Source organism: Candidatus Palauibacter irciniicola (assembly GCF_965208695.1).
In the GTDB taxonomy this organism is placed as follows: domain Bacteria; phylum Gemmatimonadota; class Gemmatimonadetes; order Palauibacterales; family Palauibacteraceae; genus Palauibacter; species Palauibacter irciniicola.
In genome coordinates, this window is the sequence record NZ_OZ242352.1 from 385,981 (window position 1) to 402,963 (window position 16,983).

Consider the following 16,983-nt stretch of genomic DNA (forward strand, 5'->3'; position numbering starts at 1 on the left):
TTGGAACGCACCCCCGTTTTTGGCACATTCAATATATGCGTCATCGCATCTGATATGTGCCGCCGCCCGGTTGGCAGGATACCGGCGCCATAACGTCTTGCACCCGCTGACCCATCCGTAGCAACAGGCCGTAGAACACCGTTCAAACGAACTCGCACAGGATCGGCAAGTGGTCGCTCAGCCTCGGCTCCCTGCCGAACACTGCCTCGTGGCTCGGTACGCGAGCCTCTGTCAGCCGCTCCAACATCAACCCGTTCGCGTAGCAGTAGTCGAGTTGATGATGGACCGTCTTTCGCGTGTGCTGGAACGTGGGCACCGGAGCACCGTGGAAATGACTCAAACAGTCCGTCAGCCCGAGATTGTTCAACCGCTCGATCACCTGCCGGTTGCCCCTGTCCTTCGGTTCGTCGAACAGGACCGAACTGTTGAAGTCGCCACCGACGATCCAGTTGGTATCGTCCGATACGCCCGCGGCGCTCAGGAGCGACCACAGTATCTCCGTGAACCAGACTTCGGAGTTGTTCGTCAGCTTGACGCCGGACACGTCCACACCATCCAACTCTTCCTGTGGGATGCTGAAAGCCGGCGAGTGGACAGTGACCACGCGGAACCGCTCGCCGTCAAGGACAGTCTCACACCCGACGATCCACCCGTAGCGCTCCGCCTGTATTCTGTTGACCCACGCAAGCTCGGACCTCAGATACGGCGTTGCATCGATCATCCCCTTGGAGAGGATCGCCGACGAGAACGGAGCGTGATGGTCCCCGAAATACCGTGGCGTTATCGAGAGGCATTGGTAGCGCTCCGGCACCCACTCCGGTAGCCCGGTGACCTCCTGAAGCAGAACGATGTCGGCGTCCTCGTCGCGGACCATCTCCCACACCCCGCCACGAGACTCGCCCGCCCTGTTGACGTTCCATGTAAGCAGCTTCATTCGTGTTTCGCTCCCTGGTCAGGCCACTTGGCAGGCGGGCCGTCAACGTCGTCTGTCTCTGTCCCCTACGGCGGACCCTTAAGTATACTAGTTATATTGTGCGCTGAACGTGACGTTTGGTGCGTTTTGTGCGCCTTTTATGCAACTTTCGTTACGGAGGGCAGGCGGCAGCCTGCGGAGTGGAGCAATGAACGATCGAGACCCGACCGGGCCCGGGCGCGGGGCCTCCGGTGACCGCGCCTCCCGGCTGAGCGCCGCCATCCTTCGCATCAACCAGAGCCTCGACCTTGCCACCGTGTTCGACGAGGTCGTCGACAGCGCGTGCGCGCTCACCGGTGCTCGCGCCGGGGTGATCACGACGATCGACGAATGGGGAGAACTCCGGGATATCGTCATCCGTGGCCTCTCTCCCGAGGCGCACAGGGACATGTTGGCGTGGCCCGACGGGGAGCGGCTCTTCCACCACCTGCGGGACCTGCCGGCGCCGCTCCGTGTGACGGACCTCGCCGGCTACCTGCGCGGCCTCGGCTTCTCCCCGATCCCGTGGCACTCGAGGACGCTGCAGGCGACCCAGATGCACTGCCGGGGCGAGCACCTCGGGAGTTTCTTCCTCAGCGACAAGGAAAACGGCGAGCCGTTCACGAGCGAGGACGAGGAGACCCTGGTCCTCTTCGCCTCGCAGGCGGCGACGGCGATCGCGAACGCGCGCTCGCACCGCGAAGTCGAACGGGCGCGGCGGGATCTCGAGGTGTTGGTCGAGACGTCGCCGGTCGGGGTGATGGTTCTCGACGCGAAGACCGGACGCGCGGTCTCGTTCAATCGCGAGGCGTGGCGCATCGTCGATGGGCTGTGCACCCCGGGCCACCCGCGCGAGGAACTCTTCGAGGTGGTTTCGTGGCGGCTCGCCGACGGGCGGGAGGTCTCGTTCGAGGAGTTTCCACTGTCGGACCAGCTGGAGCACGCCAAGGCGATGAGGGCCGAGGAGATCGTGCTGTCCGTGCCGGACGGACGGAGTGTGCGGACGCTGATGAACTCCACACCGATCCGCTCGGACCAGGGCGACGTGGTGTCCGTCGTCGTCACCATGCAGGACCTCGCCCCCCTCGATGCGCTGGAGCGACAGCGGGCGGAGTTCCTCGAAATGGTGAGCCACGAACTGCGCGCCCCGCTGACCTCGATCAAGGGCTCGACTGCGACCGCGCTCGGTGCCGCCTCGCTCCCGCCCCAGGCCGAGCTGATCCGGTTCCTCCGCCTCATCGACTCGCAGGCCGACCACATGTACGGCCTCATCGCGAACCTCCTGGACGCCGGGAGCATCGAGGCGGGCACGCTCACGGTCGCGCCCGAGCCCTCGAGCGTCGCCGCGCTCATCGACCGGGCCCGCAACACGTTCCTGAGTGGCGGCGGCCGCCACGCCGTCCTGATCGACCTCCCGCGAGACCTGCCGCAGGCGATGGCCGACCGAGAGCGCATCGTGCAGGTGCTGGGCAACCTTCTCTCGAACGCGGCGCGGCACGCTCCAGAGGCCACGCCCATCCGGATCCAGGCGGCCCCAGCGGACGGATACGTCGAGATCTCGGTATCGGACGAGGGACGCGGGATCCCGCCCGACCGGCTCCCGCACCTCTTCCGCAAGCGCGCCGGTCTCGCGGGGGGCTACGCGGAGGGCGTCACTGGCGGCACCGGGCTCGGGCTCGCGATCTGCAAGGGCCTCGTGGAGGCACACGGCGGACGCATCCGGGCCGAGAGCGGGGGGACGGGCCAGGGCGCATGCTTCTCCTTCACGATCCCGGCGGCCGGCGCTTCCTCCGCGCAGGCAGACCCGCGCGACGGACGGCCGAACGGGCCGGGGGGAAGGGAGGAGAAGCCGCGGATCCTGGTGGTGGACGACGATCCACAGATGCTGCGCCACGTGAGGGACATCCTGTCCGGAGCGGGCTACGAGCCGCTCACGGTGGGCGATCCCGTAGGGCTCTCCGACATCATCCACAGGGAGCGTCCGCGCCTGGTTCTCCTGGACCTGGTGCTCCCGGGGACGAACGGGATCGAACTGATGGAACAGGTCCCGGAACTGAGCGATCTCCCGGTCATCTTCATCTCCGGCTATGGCCGGGACGAGACGATCGCCGACGCCCTCGCCAGCGGGGCGGTCGACTACATCGTCAAGCCCTTCTCACATACCGAACTCGTGGCGCGCGTCGGCGCGGCGCTCCGGAGCCGCTATGAGCCCGAGACCTTCCTGTGCGGCGATCTGGCCATCGACTACACCCGCCGCCGGGTCACCGTCGCCGGCCGGCGGGTGGCCCTCACGGCCAAGGAATTCGACCTGCTGCGCATCCTGTCGGTCAACCGTGGCGGGGTGGTGACCACGAAGACCCTTCTCCGCCAGGTATGGGGGCTCCGGGGCCTGGACAACACCAATCGCGTCCGCGCCGTGGTCAGGAAACTCCGGGCGAGCCTGGGCGACGATGCGGACGCGCCCGCGTACATCTTCACCGAGCGCGGGGTCGGCTACCGTCTGGCGAGCCCCGGTGAGACGTAAGGTCCCGGAACTCGAGTCGCGAAGAGCATCAACGGGTCTTCAATTAGCCCCTGTTTCGATGGTTTTAAGCATGTTTTAGATGGTATCACAACATATCATATGGCTTACAACATCCATTACCACATTCGAGGATGAGGTGCGACACGGTGAGGACCCTTTCCCTCTAACCGGCGCGGGCGCGACCGGATTGCCGATCGCGTTCGATGATCCACTGATTCAGACTCTTCATGAAGGGAACCCATGTCGGCGACGGCACGGAGGCGTGAGCGTTTGACCCGAACAGGGTCGTAGATGACGTAACCCATTCCCTGTTCGGAAGGTATGCATCCGAGACACCTTCACCGGTCCCCGCCTGACAAGTCAGCCGACGTTTAGCCCGTCACCCCGGCGGAATCCCCTCGGCGCCATCGCGAAGGCCGCTCGACGACCCCCCTGCGACCAGTTCCGGCTCCCCCCTCGGCCCTACCTCGAGAGCGAGAGAATCGATGGTGTGGCAAGTACGGGTCCAAAATCCCCTAACACACATTGCCACAACAAGTTATCCATTCAGCGGTGGACACTATCACAGCAGCCGATCCGGCGGGCCTTTTGGCCAACCAGGGCTTCAACGTCGAGGTCGGTCAGGACGGCGGACAGCCGGCCACCGTGACGATCTTCGGGCTGCGTGAAGTCGACGACCGGACGCAGGCGGTGGATCCGTCGAACGTCTCCGGCAACATCTCCGTCCTGCTCGACGTGCAGTACAACGACGAGACGGTGACGAACGTCGATCTCACGCTGGGCGACGAGGTCATCTCGTGCCGCGGCGCCTCGAGTGACGCGGCCGCTCCGGCCGGCGTCCTGCCCGGCATCGCGGAGTCCGGCGGCTCGGTCGAGCTCGAGTGCTTCTTCGACACCGACCAGGTGGCCGGCGAGTGCGTGGGCATGCAGCTCGAGCCCCGGTTCGCCAACGGCCAGCACGAACTCGGCGCGCAGATCACGACCGCCGATGGGACGGTCCGGCAGGCGCTCGCCACGCAGATGATCACGTTGAAGAACTCCAACTACGTGATGATCGACCACAACCCCGGCAGCGTGTCCCACATCGTCGGAGGCGTCACGTTCTACGGCGGCCCCACGACGGAAGACAACGTGAACACGTTCGACGTGTGCCCGGTTGCCTTCGACGGGACCGTGGTCGGCAAGATCGGCCTGCGCGGCATGACCGACACGATGCAGGAGGAAGGGGACAGCTACAACGACAATCTGTCCTTCCGGACGCATAGGTCGGGTCGCTACGGCGAGTACAACGGCAGGCAGCGCGTTGACGACGAGCCGCCGTTCACCTTCACGGTCCTCTCCAGCCAGAACGCCCTGACCGAGGACCGGAACGCGGACGGCCACGGCGGTCACTGGATCATCCAGGACGGCACCATCAGCGATCCGGACGGGCTCGACATTTCGTCGAAGTTCGTGCCCGGCGACATGGAGAACGATCTGACGAAGATCGGCCCGATCTACTTCGACTTCGCTTCGCCGAGAGTGTCTGGCGATTCGGAAGTCACGATCGAGGGCGCCTCCATCGCCAACGTGCACTACTCGGGCAAGAGGGGCACGTACGACGGTCGCTCGCAGCGGTTCGGCGTCTCGGGTGTCACCGAGCGCGGCGCGGGCGGCGTGGCGGACGTCATCGCCGTGGGTGACTGCTCGATCAGCGCCAACACCGACCCAGGCAGGGATGGTGCGGGTACGGCGTTCCAGGCGATCGTCGAGGATGCCGCCGCGGTCGGCGATCTTCCCGAGGACGATCCCGATGCCGGGAATCTCAGCGACGATGGCGGCGTACAGTGCTACACCGCCGAGCTGCAGGCGCTGACGGACCGCATGGGGAACTCCAGGAATCTCAGCCGGGTCCGCATCCAGTCGGCGGAGTTCTTCGGTGTCGACAAGACGTCTCCGGACGTCGACGATCTCGTGCCCGACGAGGAGCTGGTGCTGATGGACGACGCCACGCTCACGTTCGAGGTGGAGGATCCCGAGCTCGAGACGGGTGAGGACGGCAGCGGATTCAATGGCGACGCCACCAGGGCTTTCTGGGGCACGAGCTGGTCGAATCGCTACTTCCGCACCGGGTACGGCGACGCCGATGATCCCGGCGATGTCATCACGGTGGACGGCGATGTCGTCATCATCGAGACGAACACCGGCGTTACTGCCGCTGACAGGCAACGGCGGCACGTGGTCAACGTCGAGGTTCGGGACCGCGCCGTGCCACCCAACCTCGCCGGCGCCACGTTCGCCTATACGCGTGACGGGGATCCGCCGGGCATCACGTTGTCAAAGAGCCAGTCGGATATCGGCAGGATCAACACGGCGACCGTCACGGTCACCGTCGGCGGAACGATTTCCGACGCCAACGTCATCAAGACGGCCGAGTTGAGCATCAAAGAGATCGCCCTAGAAGACCCAGCCGTTGATGCCTGTGAACAGGCTGAAAATCTCGCCGCTGGCAGGGGCAATCCCGTGGTCCGCAACTTGCGGGATCTCGAGAACAACACGAACCAGATCGTGTTCGACGAGTCGTTCACGCTGAGGCAGGCCGAGGGGATGAAGAGGTACTGCTTCTGGCTGGCCTCCGCGGACGTCGCGGTCGAAGCCAACGGCCGAGGCCCCGGCAACCCCGGGGATTACGAGCTCGGCAGCTTCACTGTGGACTGGCCAGACGGTGAGCCGCCGACGCCTCCGGGACCGACGTTCGAGTTCACAACGCTCGGAGACGCCACCGCCTCGCCGCCGGTCATGCCGGCAGCGCTGACGGAGCTCGAGGTGACCGAGGGCGATGCGACGGGTACCGCGTACGCTGTCAAGCTGGCGAATACGGAGGAGACGGAAGCGACGGTGACGGTCACCGCTCCGACCGGATTCACCGCGACTCCGTCGACGCTGACCTTCCCCAACACGAACGTGGCGGGTGCGGACACGCTGGTTGTGGTGATCACGGCCGCACACGATCTCGATATCATGCCGGACGAAGGCATGGTGACGCACTCGGCGGACGACTTCGAGGATGCATCGCTGGCGGTGCAGTCGAACGACGACGACTTCGCAATCACGGTAGACACGGAGTCGATCAGCGAGGACGCCGCCGCGGAGGAGGTGACGGTGACGGTGACGGCCGGCACGGCGCCTGCTGCTGAAACCACCGTGACGGTGGCCATCGGCTATCCCACTGGCGATGCGGAGACGACGCCTGCTCCTCCCACCAGCGTGGACGTGGTGATCGCTGCGGAAATGACGTCTGGGGAGGCGGAGGTCGAGGTCGATGCCATCGACGACAGCGCGCGTGACGAGGTCAACGACGAGATTTCACTGACGGTGGGCGCCAGCGCCGAGCAGGGCGTGTACTACGTGCCCGCCAGCATCGGGATCATGGATGACGATCCCGACATCACGTTGTCGCTGGATGTGACCGAGGTGAACGAGGATGCGGGCACCATAACGGTGGAGATCACCGGGACGGCGGACTCGCCCGTGGGCGGCATCCTCAACTTCTCACTCGGCTATGCCGGGAGCACGGCGTCGCGCGGTGCGGTGGGCAGCACAGCCGCCATCGACGACTTCAGGACTCCTGAGTTCGTGGACCTGCAGTTCAACGCGAGGGCGACGACGGCGACGGCCACGGTCACGATAGAGATCGTGGACGATGGCACTGACGAGTCCAACGAGACGATCCGCCTCGATGACGCCAATGGCGCTCAGGTTGGCGGTGCGGGCAAGACGTATACGGTCAGTCCAGTGACGCTGACGATCATCGACAACGACGACACATAAACCCTGGCGGTCTCTGACGAGAGGCCTCACGGAAGCGGGCCCCTGCGCAGTCTGCGGGGGCCCGCTTCTTTCTTTTTCGGGGAGGTGCAGGTGCGAGCGATCATGCCGAGACACGGTCGGATGCGAAGCGCCCTTCCGCTCATTCTGGTCGGAGCCACCCTCGCCGCTGCCTGTGGCGGGGGAGCCACGGTCGACCCCGGGCCCACGCCACCTCCTCCCCCACCGCCGCCTCCTCCTCCGCCCGCCAACCGGGCGCCGGCGGCGGCCACGGCGATCCCGGATCAGATGGTCGTCGAGGGGCAGACCGTGACGGTCGATATCTCGGCATCGTTCTCGGATCCGGACGGCGACGCGCTGAGCCATGCCGCCGCGACGTCCAACGCCGCCGTCGCGACCGTCGCCCTTTCGGGCACCGATCTGTCCGTGACGGGCGTCGCGTCGGGCGCGGCGGCGGTGACCGTCACGGCCTCCGATCCGGGCGGACTCTCTGCCTCGCAGAGCTTCGCCGTGGAGGTGGCGGCACCGGCGGCCACGATCGTGACGGTCACGCCGAACACCGCGATGCTCACCGCGATCGACCAGACGGTCCGGCTGTCCGCCGATGTACACGACCAGCTCGGCCGACCGATCGCGGGTGCAGCCGTGGTGTGGTCGAGCGGCGATACCAACGTCGCGTCGGTGGATACGAGCGGTCTGGTGACAGCCCTGGCCAACGGGAACGCGACCGTCACGGCACGCGCGGGCGATGTGTCGGACAGCGCTTCGGTCGTGGTCTCTCAGGCGGCCGCGATGGTGGAGGTCACGCCGTCGACCCACACGCTCGCCACGGGCGACACCGTCCGGCTGGTCGCGACGGCGACGGACGCCAACGGACACGTGGTCGCCGACGCGGCTTTCGGCTGGACCTCGAGCGATACCGCGGTCGCCTCCGTGGACAGCCTGGGCCTCGTACGAGGGGTGGCCGAGGGCACGGCGACCATCACGGCGGCCGGCGACGGTTCGGCCGCCGGAGTGGAAGGGATGGCGGAGATCACGGTCCTTCCTCCTCCTCCCCCTCCTCCGCCTCCGGATCTCACCGGGACGTACTTCCTCGAGAGCCTGGTCGGGACGTCGACGGGCGGGACGCTGCTCACTCGACCGACGGTATCGGGAACGCTGGAACTCACGCAGGAGGCGCCGGCGGGCGATGCCGCGACGGGCAGCTACGACGTGGACATCACGACGCCGGCCCTGACGATCACGGACGAAGGCACGTTCACCGTGCGCACCGACGGGAGCTGGCGGCAGACCGGACAGGTGTCCGGCGCAGGCACGTATGCGATATCGGGCGACACCCTCACGCTCGCGATCACCGAGCCGGAGACGGCGGTCTCAACGACGGTCTGGGTGATGGGGACGGCTCCGGTGCCGGGAACCTGGCGCGGGCTCGTGGTCGCGCCGGAAGTCCGCTGCTCCGATTACGACCCGGAGCAGTACCGGCACCCGGCCGGCCTGGAGGATGCGGTGGCCGCCGAACTGGGCGACAGGTTCTACGAGGCGTATACCGGCGTGTACTACGACCACCCCCGGGACGTCCAGGTCGACCACATCGTGGCCAAGCGGGAGGCGCACGATTCCGGCGGCTGCGCCTGGGCGCCGAGCCTGCGCCGGGCGTTCGCCCGCGACCTCGAGAACCTCGCGCTCGCTTCGCCGAGGCTGGATCTCGGCCTCAAGGCGGGAAACGACGCAGCCGAGTGGATGCCGGACTTCAACCGGTGCTGGTTCGCGGGTACGATCGTGGCCGTGCGCCTCAAGTACGCGCTGACGGTGGACGAGGCGGAGCGCGATGCCCTCGAGGCCGTGCTGGCGAACTGCGATTCGACGGAGATGATCCTTACCGCGGAGTCCTGGACCATCGAAGCGATCACGCTGGGCGACGAGAGCGGCTGGCAGGCGGTGTCGCCCCACGAAGCGGACCTCGACGGCCTGGGGGTGGCCAGCCACATGGCGGCGTTCTGCACGCCCACGTCCGCCTCGGTGGACTTTGCATTCGTGGCCGGAGGCGCGCGTTTGACCGGGAGCATCGAAGACTACGAGTCCGGGCGTCTCCGCTACACGTCCCGAGTCAACGTAGAGTGGTCCACGCCGCCGCCTCGGACGCTGGACCTGATCACCGCGCACCAGGACCCCCGATGGGAGACCTGGACCGCTCGCCTGGGCCGTACGCCTCGCGACGCGTTCATCGATGGGTTGATCCAGGACCGCCAAAGGGTCTTCGTCACGTGGCGGCTGGACGAGAGCGACGCAACCGTGGCCTACGACGGCGGTACCGGCGCCCGGGAGACGATCCGCGACATCCTCCAGCGGTGCACGGGCGGCGACGGAGACGTGGCCACGCTCCTCGCCGGCCTCGCCCGCGACCCGACCGCCATCAGAGCACGCCCGTAACCTGGTGGAAGCCTACTGAGCAGGCGGGCGCAGCTCCCGGTCGCGGATGAGGTCGGCGAGTTCGCGTATCTCCTCGCGCATGTCGCGCACTTCCGACTCGAGGCCGGCCACCCGCGTCTCCAGGCCGGTCATCCGCGTCTCCAGGCCGGTCATGCGCGTCTCGACGCCGGTCATCCGCGCATCCAGGCTTGCGACGATGGCGACGAGTTGCACCTGCGTTTCACCGAGCTCCTCGGTCTGGTTCCACACGAGGGTGAAGGCGGCCGTCACGACGGAGAGCGCGATCGTCAGGGAGAGTGCCAAGCTCCAGCGCGTGATCGTGATGCCGTCGGTGGCTCCCGATGGTCGAACGCGCGTGCGGGACCGGCGGTCGTCAACGCGGGTTCGGCCGGCATCCGCTCCGGCCTGGGGTGTTTGCGCGTTCGGCTTGGGCATGGACGGCTCCTTCGGCGACGATCTCAAACTAGCGCTTCGAGCTACCGCACCAAAGCTCGCCGCTGAGATCAACGGAGCGTCAACCGGGATCGCGCGGCGCGATCCTTCCCGTCCGGGTCGACGAAGACCGGCGGCGGCCGCTCCACCCGGTCAGCGGGCGACCTCCTCGCCGGAGGCCTCGACCCAGTTGAACAGCGCGATCGTATCGACGGCGCCCTGGTTCACCAGCCAGATGTCCACGAGGCGGTCGAGAACGTCGCCCAGGCGAACGTCGGCCAGCGACGTATCCAGACCGACCCGGAAGATCACGGTGCCCGCATCCGGCTCGCCCACCTCGAACACGAAGTCGCGGTCCGCATGGTGGCGTAGCCGGATCTGGTCGTACGAATTCGGACCCGCCCCGATGCTCCGCGAATGCCCGGACAGGTGCTCCGGCGTGATCCAGCGGTTCTCCCCGTCGTCGAACAAGGCGAATTCGTAGTTCATCGTCCCGGACGTCGGGAGCAGGAGCCGGACGGCGGTGAACCGGTCGTGACCGGTGGCCCAGATCACTCCGGGGATCGCCTCGGTCGTGACGCGACTGATCTCCGCCGCGAACTGCCACCCCCGAAGGCTGGGCGGTGACAGGCGCTCCGCGGTCCCCGGCACGCCTGCCTCGCGGTTCGTCAGATGGAGCGCGCTGTCGGCGAGCGTCGCGTCGGCGTTCTGGACGTTCCAGTCCTCGAGGCTGTCGGAGGATTCGAAGTTGTCGTGAAAGCCGCGCTGCCGGCCGGTGACAGCGACCTCGATGGTCTGCGTGCCGGTCAGGCCGCGCGGGTCGGTCGCCGTCACGGTCACCGTCGTCGCGCCGCCGGCCACGCCGATCATGGTCAACATGCCGCGGAACATCGAGGTCGACACCACGCCGGGGTTCGACGCCTCCGCGGCATAGGTGAGCCGGTCCCCTTCCGGGTCGCTGAAGTACGGGGCCACGTCGACCCTCGAGGTCCGCCCGGCGTCGATGTGGGCGGCGGGGATCGATCCGACCGGCACCGGTGCGCGGTTGGCGGTCTGCACCGTCACGCGGACGCTCTGCGTCACGCTCAGGCCGTCCGGGTCGCTCGCCGTCACCGTCACCGTCGCCGCCCCGTGGGCCACTCCCGTGAGCGTCAGCGTGTCGCCGGCTACGGCGGCGGTCACGATGGCGGCGTTCCTCGACGCCGCCTCATAGCTGAGGTCATCGCCATCCGGGTCGCTGAAGTACCGGCTCACGTCGATCTCCTCCGCCTGTCCCGTCTCGAGGCTCTGGGCGGGAATCGAGCCGGACGTCGTCGGGGCGCGGTTGGGCCTCAGCACGGTCACGCCGACGCCCTGCGACGCGCTCAGGCCGCCCGGATCCGTCGCCGTCACGTTCACCGTCGCCGTACCCGCCGATACGCCCACCAGGGTCAGGGTGCTGCCGGACATCGACACCGCGACCACGCCGGGGGACGAGGTGGCGGCGGCGTACTCCAGCGCGTCCCCGTCCGGATCGCTGAAGTGCCCGGCCACGTCGAGCGACACGGTCTGCCCCGCGGTGACGGTCTGGGGGGCAATCGAGCCGGACGGCGCCGGGGGGCGGTTGGGGGTCTGCACGGTCACGGCGATGCTCTGCGCCGCGCTGAGACCGCCCGGGTCGGTCGCCGTCACGGCCACCGTCGCCGTGCCCGCCGCCACGCCGGAGAGGGTCAGGCTGCTGCCGGATATCGCCACGGAGACCACGCTCGGGGCCGACGTCGCGGCCGCGTACGTCAGCGGTCCTCCGTCCGGGTCGAGGAAGAAGGGAGCCACGTCGATCGTGGCCGACTCGCCCACGTTGACGATCTGGGCCGGAATCGAGCCGACCCGGACCGGGGGCTGCGGCGGAGGGGGAGGCGGCGGAGGGGGCATCGTCGGCTCCCCGCCGCATGAAGCGAGGCCCGCGATGAGAGCGCAAAGGAACGACGCGGACAGGAAGCGCCCGAGCAACTGACGCGGAGTGAGGCGATGGCTGGTTACCGGCATGATCTCACCGAAAAAGAAAGAAGCGGGCCCCCGCAGACTGCGCGGGGGCCCGCTTCCATGAGGCCTCTCGTCAGAGACCGCTAGGGGCTTATGAGCCCGTGCCCGTGATCGTGAAGGTCAGTTGGTTGACCGTGTAGGTCTTGCCTCCGACCGTAATTCCGTCGGAGTCGTCGAATATGATCGTTTCATCGCCCGTGTCCGCGTCGCCGGTGATATCCAGCGTCACGGTCGCCGTCGCGGTCGTCCCTCTCGCGTTGATCCGCATCGCCACCGGCGGAGTCCCGGACGTAATGCTGTAGTCCGTACCGGACGTAGCCGTTCCGGTAACGGCGAGTGAGATGTCGACGATGTTGTTCACCGGCGCGTCCGCCGTCGCGGTGATCGTCAGGCTCACGGTGCTGTTTGTGGCCCCGCTCACCTCCGTCTGACTCAGCGTCAACGTGATATCCGGGTCGTCGTCGTTGATCGCAATGCTGGCGGGCACGTAGTACCCGGCCGCGTTCACGTCGGTCTGCGGTCCGGTGAGCGCGATCTTCTCGTTCGCCTCGTTCCGCGCGCCGTCGTCTGCGGCATCGATCATGACCTCGGCTTCCCCGGACGTCTCACCCTCCTCGATCGTCACCGTCACGGTGGCGGGGGTGGGACTGCCGCCCTCGAAATCAGTGGCCTCGGCACCGCTCGCAGCATCCGGACCGATCGTCACCACCACGTCCAGGTCGGCGTCAGCGGGCGGCGTGCCGGCCGTCACTGTCACCGTCACTGTCGTGGCGGCAGCGTCCTCGTCGATCGATTGCACGTCGGCCGTCGTGATCTCGAAGTCATCGTCGTTCGACGTCACGTCCACCGACGCATCTGCGAAGTTGTCGAATGACGACGACGAGTGGGTCACCGTGCCGTCGTTCGGCATGATGTCGGTATCGTGCACCGTCGTGACCGTCACAATCAACGTGTCCGACGTGGTGTCGGTGTTGGGGAAGTTCAGCGTCGTGGGAGCCACGGTGACTCCAGCTGACGTGGTGAGCCTCACGATCGCCGTGTCGGCGTCCGTATTCGCCAGCTTGACGGCGTACTGCGCCGCACCCCCGGCCACGTCCGTGGCGCCCTCGGTCACGCCGAGCGGCCCGTCGATCTCGGACCCGTCCACATTCATGAACTCAACCGTCGGAGCGTCAGCCGGCGGCTCAGCCGGCGTTCCGGTCCACGCCACGCTGAACGTCGCGATGTCATCGCTGTACGCGTTCTCGGCCACGCGGTCATCGGCGTCGCGGGCGTCGTCCTCGGCGTGCAGGAAGAAGCAGTAGTCCGTTGCGCCCTGGTCGTCGCCCTGCTTGACCGTGAACACCTCGGAGAACTCGATCGTGTTCGTGCCGTTGTCGAGCCTCCGCACCGGACCGCTCGCCTGCGTTGCGGGCAGAGCGTCATCGTCCCTCGCGCACGTCGCGCCCTTATGGATGCTGAGGAACGCGCGCCGGATCTCGGTCGCGTCGCTAAGCGTCCCCGCCACGGTCACATTCACGGACGCCGCAGTGACCGTACTGGTGAAGCTGCTCGGCACCGCGGACAGCGAGAGCGCCGGTTCCGTCCGGTCGCGGATGAACGTGAACGACGTGCCCGTGTAGTTGCCGGCGTTGTCTGCTACGTCGGCGTACACGGTGTGGCTCCGTTCGGCGGCGAAGGTGCTGCCGTCCTCCGGCGTGATGTCGATGTCGACCGACCCGGTGGCGGCCGACGCCGTCCCGCGCCAGTAGACCCGACCGGAGGTGCGACTCGAGCTGCCGGCCCATGCCCTGACCGCGCTCGCCAGCCCGCTGCCGTTTTCGCCGGTCCCGAGCCGCGGCTCTTCGACCTCGAAGAACAGCATGTCGCTCGACAGCACGATCGGCTCGGAGGGCCGCTCGCGGCTGATCTCGGGCGCCGTGCGGTCCACGCCGAACGTCGACTTCGTGCGGATCCTCGGCACGTTGCCGAGACCGACGGCGTTGCCCAGCCGGTCGGCGAGAGACTGGACCTCGGCCACGAAGCAGTCGTACCCGCCGCCGTCGGCTACGCCTTCGGCCACCGGGTCTTCCTCGGGCAGCTGGTTGATGAACCTCACGTTGGCGGCATCGTCGTCCAGGGGAACGAACTCGGTGCTGCCGCGCGTGTCGGCGTTGGCGCCCACGCCGCAGTCGCCCACGGCGATCATCGAGGTCGTGCCGTACACGTGCCCGACGCCCATGTCGGACATCTGCGTGATCCGGAAACTCCGGGTGCTGCCACCCGAACCGTCGCGGTAGTGCATCGGTTCCGTCGACACCCAAGTCGAGGCAGCGGCGTTCGCGTTCGCGATCACGACCTCGGACTCGTTGGTGCGCACCGGCGCCTTGAAGTCGAAGTGCAGCGGGCCGAGCTTGGCCGTCTCATCGCCCATGCGGAACGTCGAGGTGATGTCGCCGCCGTCCGGGTTGAGGATCTGGCCCGAGTTGATGATCCACGTCTCGGTCTCGCCCGGATCGTTCTCCACGCTCGTGTTGCCGCTCCACCAGATCGTGCTGGCGGACCACGTGAAGGGCGACTCCTTGGCCGGGAACTGCGGACCGTTCCGGACTTCTCTGAAGCTCACGGTCGGGCCCTCTACAGCCTCCTGGCTCGTGTCCGTCAGCATGGTGGACAGCGTCATCTTGCCGACGATGGTGCCGTCGTACGCGACCGGGCAGGCGTGGAACATGTTGACGTTGCCCTCGACCGACGGTCCGCCGTAGAAGGTGAGGCCGTTGGTGTGCGCCCCGACCTCGGACTCGGCGCCCGGCGAGTGCGCGATCTTCACGAACCCGTGGTTGTTGAGCGTGATCGCCTGGCCGGCGAACGCCTCACGCGTATCGCCCCTCGTCGTCTCGACGTAGGCGCTCAACTCGTATTCGCCGTTCGCGTACTTCGGATCGAGCTGCATGCCCGTGCACTCGCCCAGAACGGCGTTGGTCCTGAGCTGGCACTCGACCTCGACCTGCGAGCCGGACTGGGCGAGACCCGGAATGTCGGCCGCCGCGTCGCCCGAACTGCCGCGGCACAGAGGCGTGACGGCCTCGCCGTTCAGCGTCAGGGCGATGTCCGTCACGGTCTCCTCGTTGGGCTGCACGTCGAGGAGCACGTAGATCGTGCCGGAGATGTTCGTCGGGTCGCCGATCGCCTCCCGGTTCGCGTCCAGCAGCCTCGAGATCACGACCGTGGCCGGATCCTCCCCGCCCACCGTGACGTTGAAGCCCTGGTTGGCCAAAAGACCCGCCGGATCGGCTGCTGTGATAGTGTCAACCGCTGACTTGCTAAATCGTTGTATTGTAGCGTGTTACGGGATTTTGGCCGGTTTTTTTGCATCGGCGCGTCCCTCGCGCTCGAGGAGCGGCCGAGCAGGGGGCCAAAATCGGTCGGCGCGCGCCTGCCCCAGCTTGACAAATGTATCCAATGGGATACAATCTCTCCCGTGGAATACACTGTCGTCATGAGCGATACGTTTCGCCGATGGCTGAAGAACCTGCGCGACAAGCGGGCCCGTGCGCGGATCGTCGTTCGCATCGAGCGCGTCGTGGAGGGCAACTTCGGCGACCACCGATCGGTTGGGGGCGGGGTCGGCGAACTTCGGATCGATGTGGGCGCGGGCTACCGGATCTACTACACGATTCGGGACAACGCCGTGGTCATCCTGTTGTGCGGCGGCGACAAGTCGAGACAGCAAAACGACATCGAACGGGCCCGGCGAATGGCGGGCGAACTCTGAGGAGGCGCGGCGTGAGCGGAGACACCTACACCCCCTGGGACAGCGCCGAGTTTCTCGATGATGACGAAGCGCGCATCGAGTATCTGAAGGCCGCGCTGGCGGAGAACGATCCGGAGTTTTTCGCGAAGGCGGTCGGCGATGTCGCCCGCGCCATGGGCATGACCACGGTCGCCCGGGGGGCGCGACTGGGCCGGCCGAGCCTGTACAAATCGCTATCCGGTGAGCGTGATCCGCGGCTCGGTACGGTGATGAAGGTTCTCGACGCGTTGGGTATCCGCCTCACCATCGCGCCCGGAGCGGTCTGACACGCTCGGCGACCGCGTCGCCCCCCTCGACGGTGTGAGTCTGACCTGAGAATTCCCCGTCCCAGGCTCCACCATTTCGGCCTCGCCGCATCACATTTTCGGCCGCCATTGACAGAGGAAAGGCGTCCCCCCAATATAGGGGGAAATCTCCCCAAAATTGGGGGTAAGATGTTTCCCCGCTTGAGCTTACCTCATCTTCGAATGAGGTAATGAATAGGGTAACGAAAACGGCCGACTTGCCGTCCACCTGGACTTGAGTCCCTGCGCCCTTGATACGAAGTTGATGGTCGCCGCGAGGTTCGGGACGGACGGGCGAACGCCGCCGCACGGCGCGCATCGCCTTCGAACTTCCTGCGGAGGGCGCGGAAACGATGGGACTGGACGTGATCGGAATCCTGAGCTTGCTGGTGGCGATCCTCAGCGTGGGGGCGACGATGGGCGGCCTCGCCCTCCGCGGCATCTCGAACCTCAAGAACGATCTCACAAAGAGAACGGACAAGCTCTCCGACCAGATTGAGAGCGTGCAGAAGGAACTTCGCGACGAGCTGAAGGGCGAGATCGTCGGCCTGCGCGACGAACTGAAGGCCGAGATCGTTGGCCTGCGCGACCGAATCGAAGCCGTCCGCTCCGAAACTGTCGAAACGCGCTTGGCCATGAGCGACCGCGTGGCGAGACTCGAAGGGAGCGTGTTCGGAATGCCCCTCCCGGATACCGGCACCGACCCCGCCTGACGCCCTAAATCGCTCGCTGAGGCGGT

Annotated in this window: 10 protein-coding genes; 6 read left to right on the forward strand and 4 right to left on the reverse strand. The window is 66.9% G+C overall.

Translation table 11 applies throughout. The features are described 5' to 3' along the window. Positions 1-142: 142 nt before the first annotated feature. Entirely contained in the window at positions 143-934 is a 792-nt protein-coding gene (locus ACOGI9_RS01650; RefSeq protein WP_419858169.1) for an endonuclease/exonuclease/phosphatase family protein, read from the reverse strand. Between the two features lie 187 nt (positions 935-1,121). On the opposite strand from ACOGI9_RS01650, the gene ACOGI9_RS01655 reads away from it, so the two are divergent. The 3 genes from ACOGI9_RS01655 (at position 1,122) to ACOGI9_RS01665 (ending at position 9,713) form a co-directional block, all read left to right on the forward strand. Beyond that, positions 1,122-3,476 carry an ATP-binding protein gene (locus tag ACOGI9_RS01655; protein WP_419858170.1) on the forward strand — a complete coding sequence of 785 codons (2,355 nt, stop codon included), beginning with the start codon at positions 1,122-1,124 and terminating at the stop codon, positions 3,474-3,476. Between the two features lie 735 nt (positions 3,477-4,211). After that, positions 4,212-7,286, forward strand: coding sequence for a hypothetical protein (locus tag ACOGI9_RS01660; RefSeq protein ID WP_419858171.1), 3,075 nt, complete (start codon positions 4,212-4,214; stop codon positions 7,284-7,286). Between the two features lie 120 nt (positions 7,287-7,406). Continuing rightward, on the forward strand, positions 7,407-9,713 hold the full coding sequence (locus ACOGI9_RS01665; RefSeq protein ID WP_419858172.1) for an Ig-like domain-containing protein: 2,307 nt from the start codon (positions 7,407-7,409) through the stop codon (positions 9,711-9,713). Positions 9,714-9,725: 12 nt separating this feature from the next. On the opposite strand, the gene ACOGI9_RS01670 is transcribed toward ACOGI9_RS01665, so the two are convergent. The 3 genes from ACOGI9_RS01670 to ACOGI9_RS01680 all read right to left on the reverse strand — a co-directional run bounded on the left by ACOGI9_RS01670 (position 9,726) and on the right by ACOGI9_RS01680 (position 15,423). Further along, a complete protein-coding gene (locus ACOGI9_RS01670; RefSeq protein WP_419858173.1) occupies positions 9,726-10,148 on the reverse strand; it encodes a hypothetical protein in 423 nt (140 codons plus the stop codon). A 150-nt stretch (positions 10,149-10,298) separates the two neighbouring features. Then, positions 10,299-12,056 carry an Ig-like domain-containing protein gene (locus ACOGI9_RS01675; protein WP_419858174.1) on the reverse strand — a complete coding sequence of 586 codons (1,758 nt, stop codon included), beginning with the start codon at positions 12,054-12,056 and terminating at the stop codon, positions 10,299-10,301. Positions 12,057-12,258: 202 nt separating this feature from the next. Continuing rightward, complete coding sequence (locus ACOGI9_RS01680; protein ID WP_419858175.1) at positions 12,259-15,423, reverse strand: hypothetical protein; 3,165 nt, start codon at positions 15,421-15,423, stop codon at positions 12,259-12,261. 222 nt (positions 15,424-15,645) lie between these two features. On the opposite strand from ACOGI9_RS01680, the gene ACOGI9_RS01685 reads away from it, so the two are divergent. The 3 genes from ACOGI9_RS01685 to ACOGI9_RS01695 all read left to right on the forward strand — a co-directional run bounded on the left by ACOGI9_RS01685 (position 15,646) and on the right by ACOGI9_RS01695 (position 16,957). Continuing rightward, a complete protein-coding gene (locus ACOGI9_RS01685) occupies positions 15,646-15,921 on the forward strand; it encodes a type II toxin-antitoxin system RelE/ParE family toxin (protein ID WP_419858176.1) in 276 nt (91 codons plus the stop codon). An 11-nt stretch (positions 15,922-15,932) separates the two neighbouring features. After that, entirely contained in the window at positions 15,933-16,226 is a 294-nt protein-coding gene (locus ACOGI9_RS01690) for an addiction module antidote protein (RefSeq protein ID WP_419858177.1), read from the forward strand. 371 nt (positions 16,227-16,597) lie between these two features. Then, positions 16,598-16,957: a hypothetical protein gene (locus tag ACOGI9_RS01695; RefSeq protein ID WP_419858178.1), complete on the forward strand. Its 360-nt coding sequence runs from the start codon at positions 16,598-16,600 to the stop codon at positions 16,955-16,957. Positions 16,958-16,983: the final 26 nt, after the last annotated feature.

Excerpts from the sequence above, each read along its gene's own strand:
- ACOGI9_RS01695 (WP_419858178.1), top strand. The coding sequence starts at position 16,598 with ATGGGACTGGACGTGATCGGAATCCTGAGCTTGCTGGTGGCGATCCTC.
- ACOGI9_RS01655 (WP_419858170.1), top strand. The coding sequence starts at position 1,122 with ATGAACGATCGAGACCCGACCGGGCCCGGGCGCGGGGCCTCCGGTGAC.
- ACOGI9_RS01685 (WP_419858176.1), top strand. The coding sequence starts at position 15,646 with ATGAGCGATACGTTTCGCCGATGGCTGAAGAACCTGCGCGACAAGCGG.
- ACOGI9_RS01670 (WP_419858173.1), bottom strand. The coding sequence starts at position 10,148 with ATGCCCAAGCCGAACGCGCAAACACCCCAGGCCGGAGCGGATGCCGGC.
- ACOGI9_RS01650 (WP_419858169.1), bottom strand. The coding sequence starts at position 934 with ATGAAGCTGCTTACATGGAACGTCAACAGGGCGGGCGAGTCTCGTGGC.
- ACOGI9_RS01675 (WP_419858174.1), bottom strand. The coding sequence starts at position 12,056 with ATGCCCCCTCCGCCGCCTCCCCCTCCGCCGCAGCCCCCGGTCCGGGTC.
- ACOGI9_RS01665 (WP_419858172.1), top strand. The coding sequence starts at position 7,407 with ATGCGAAGCGCCCTTCCGCTCATTCTGGTCGGAGCCACCCTCGCCGCT.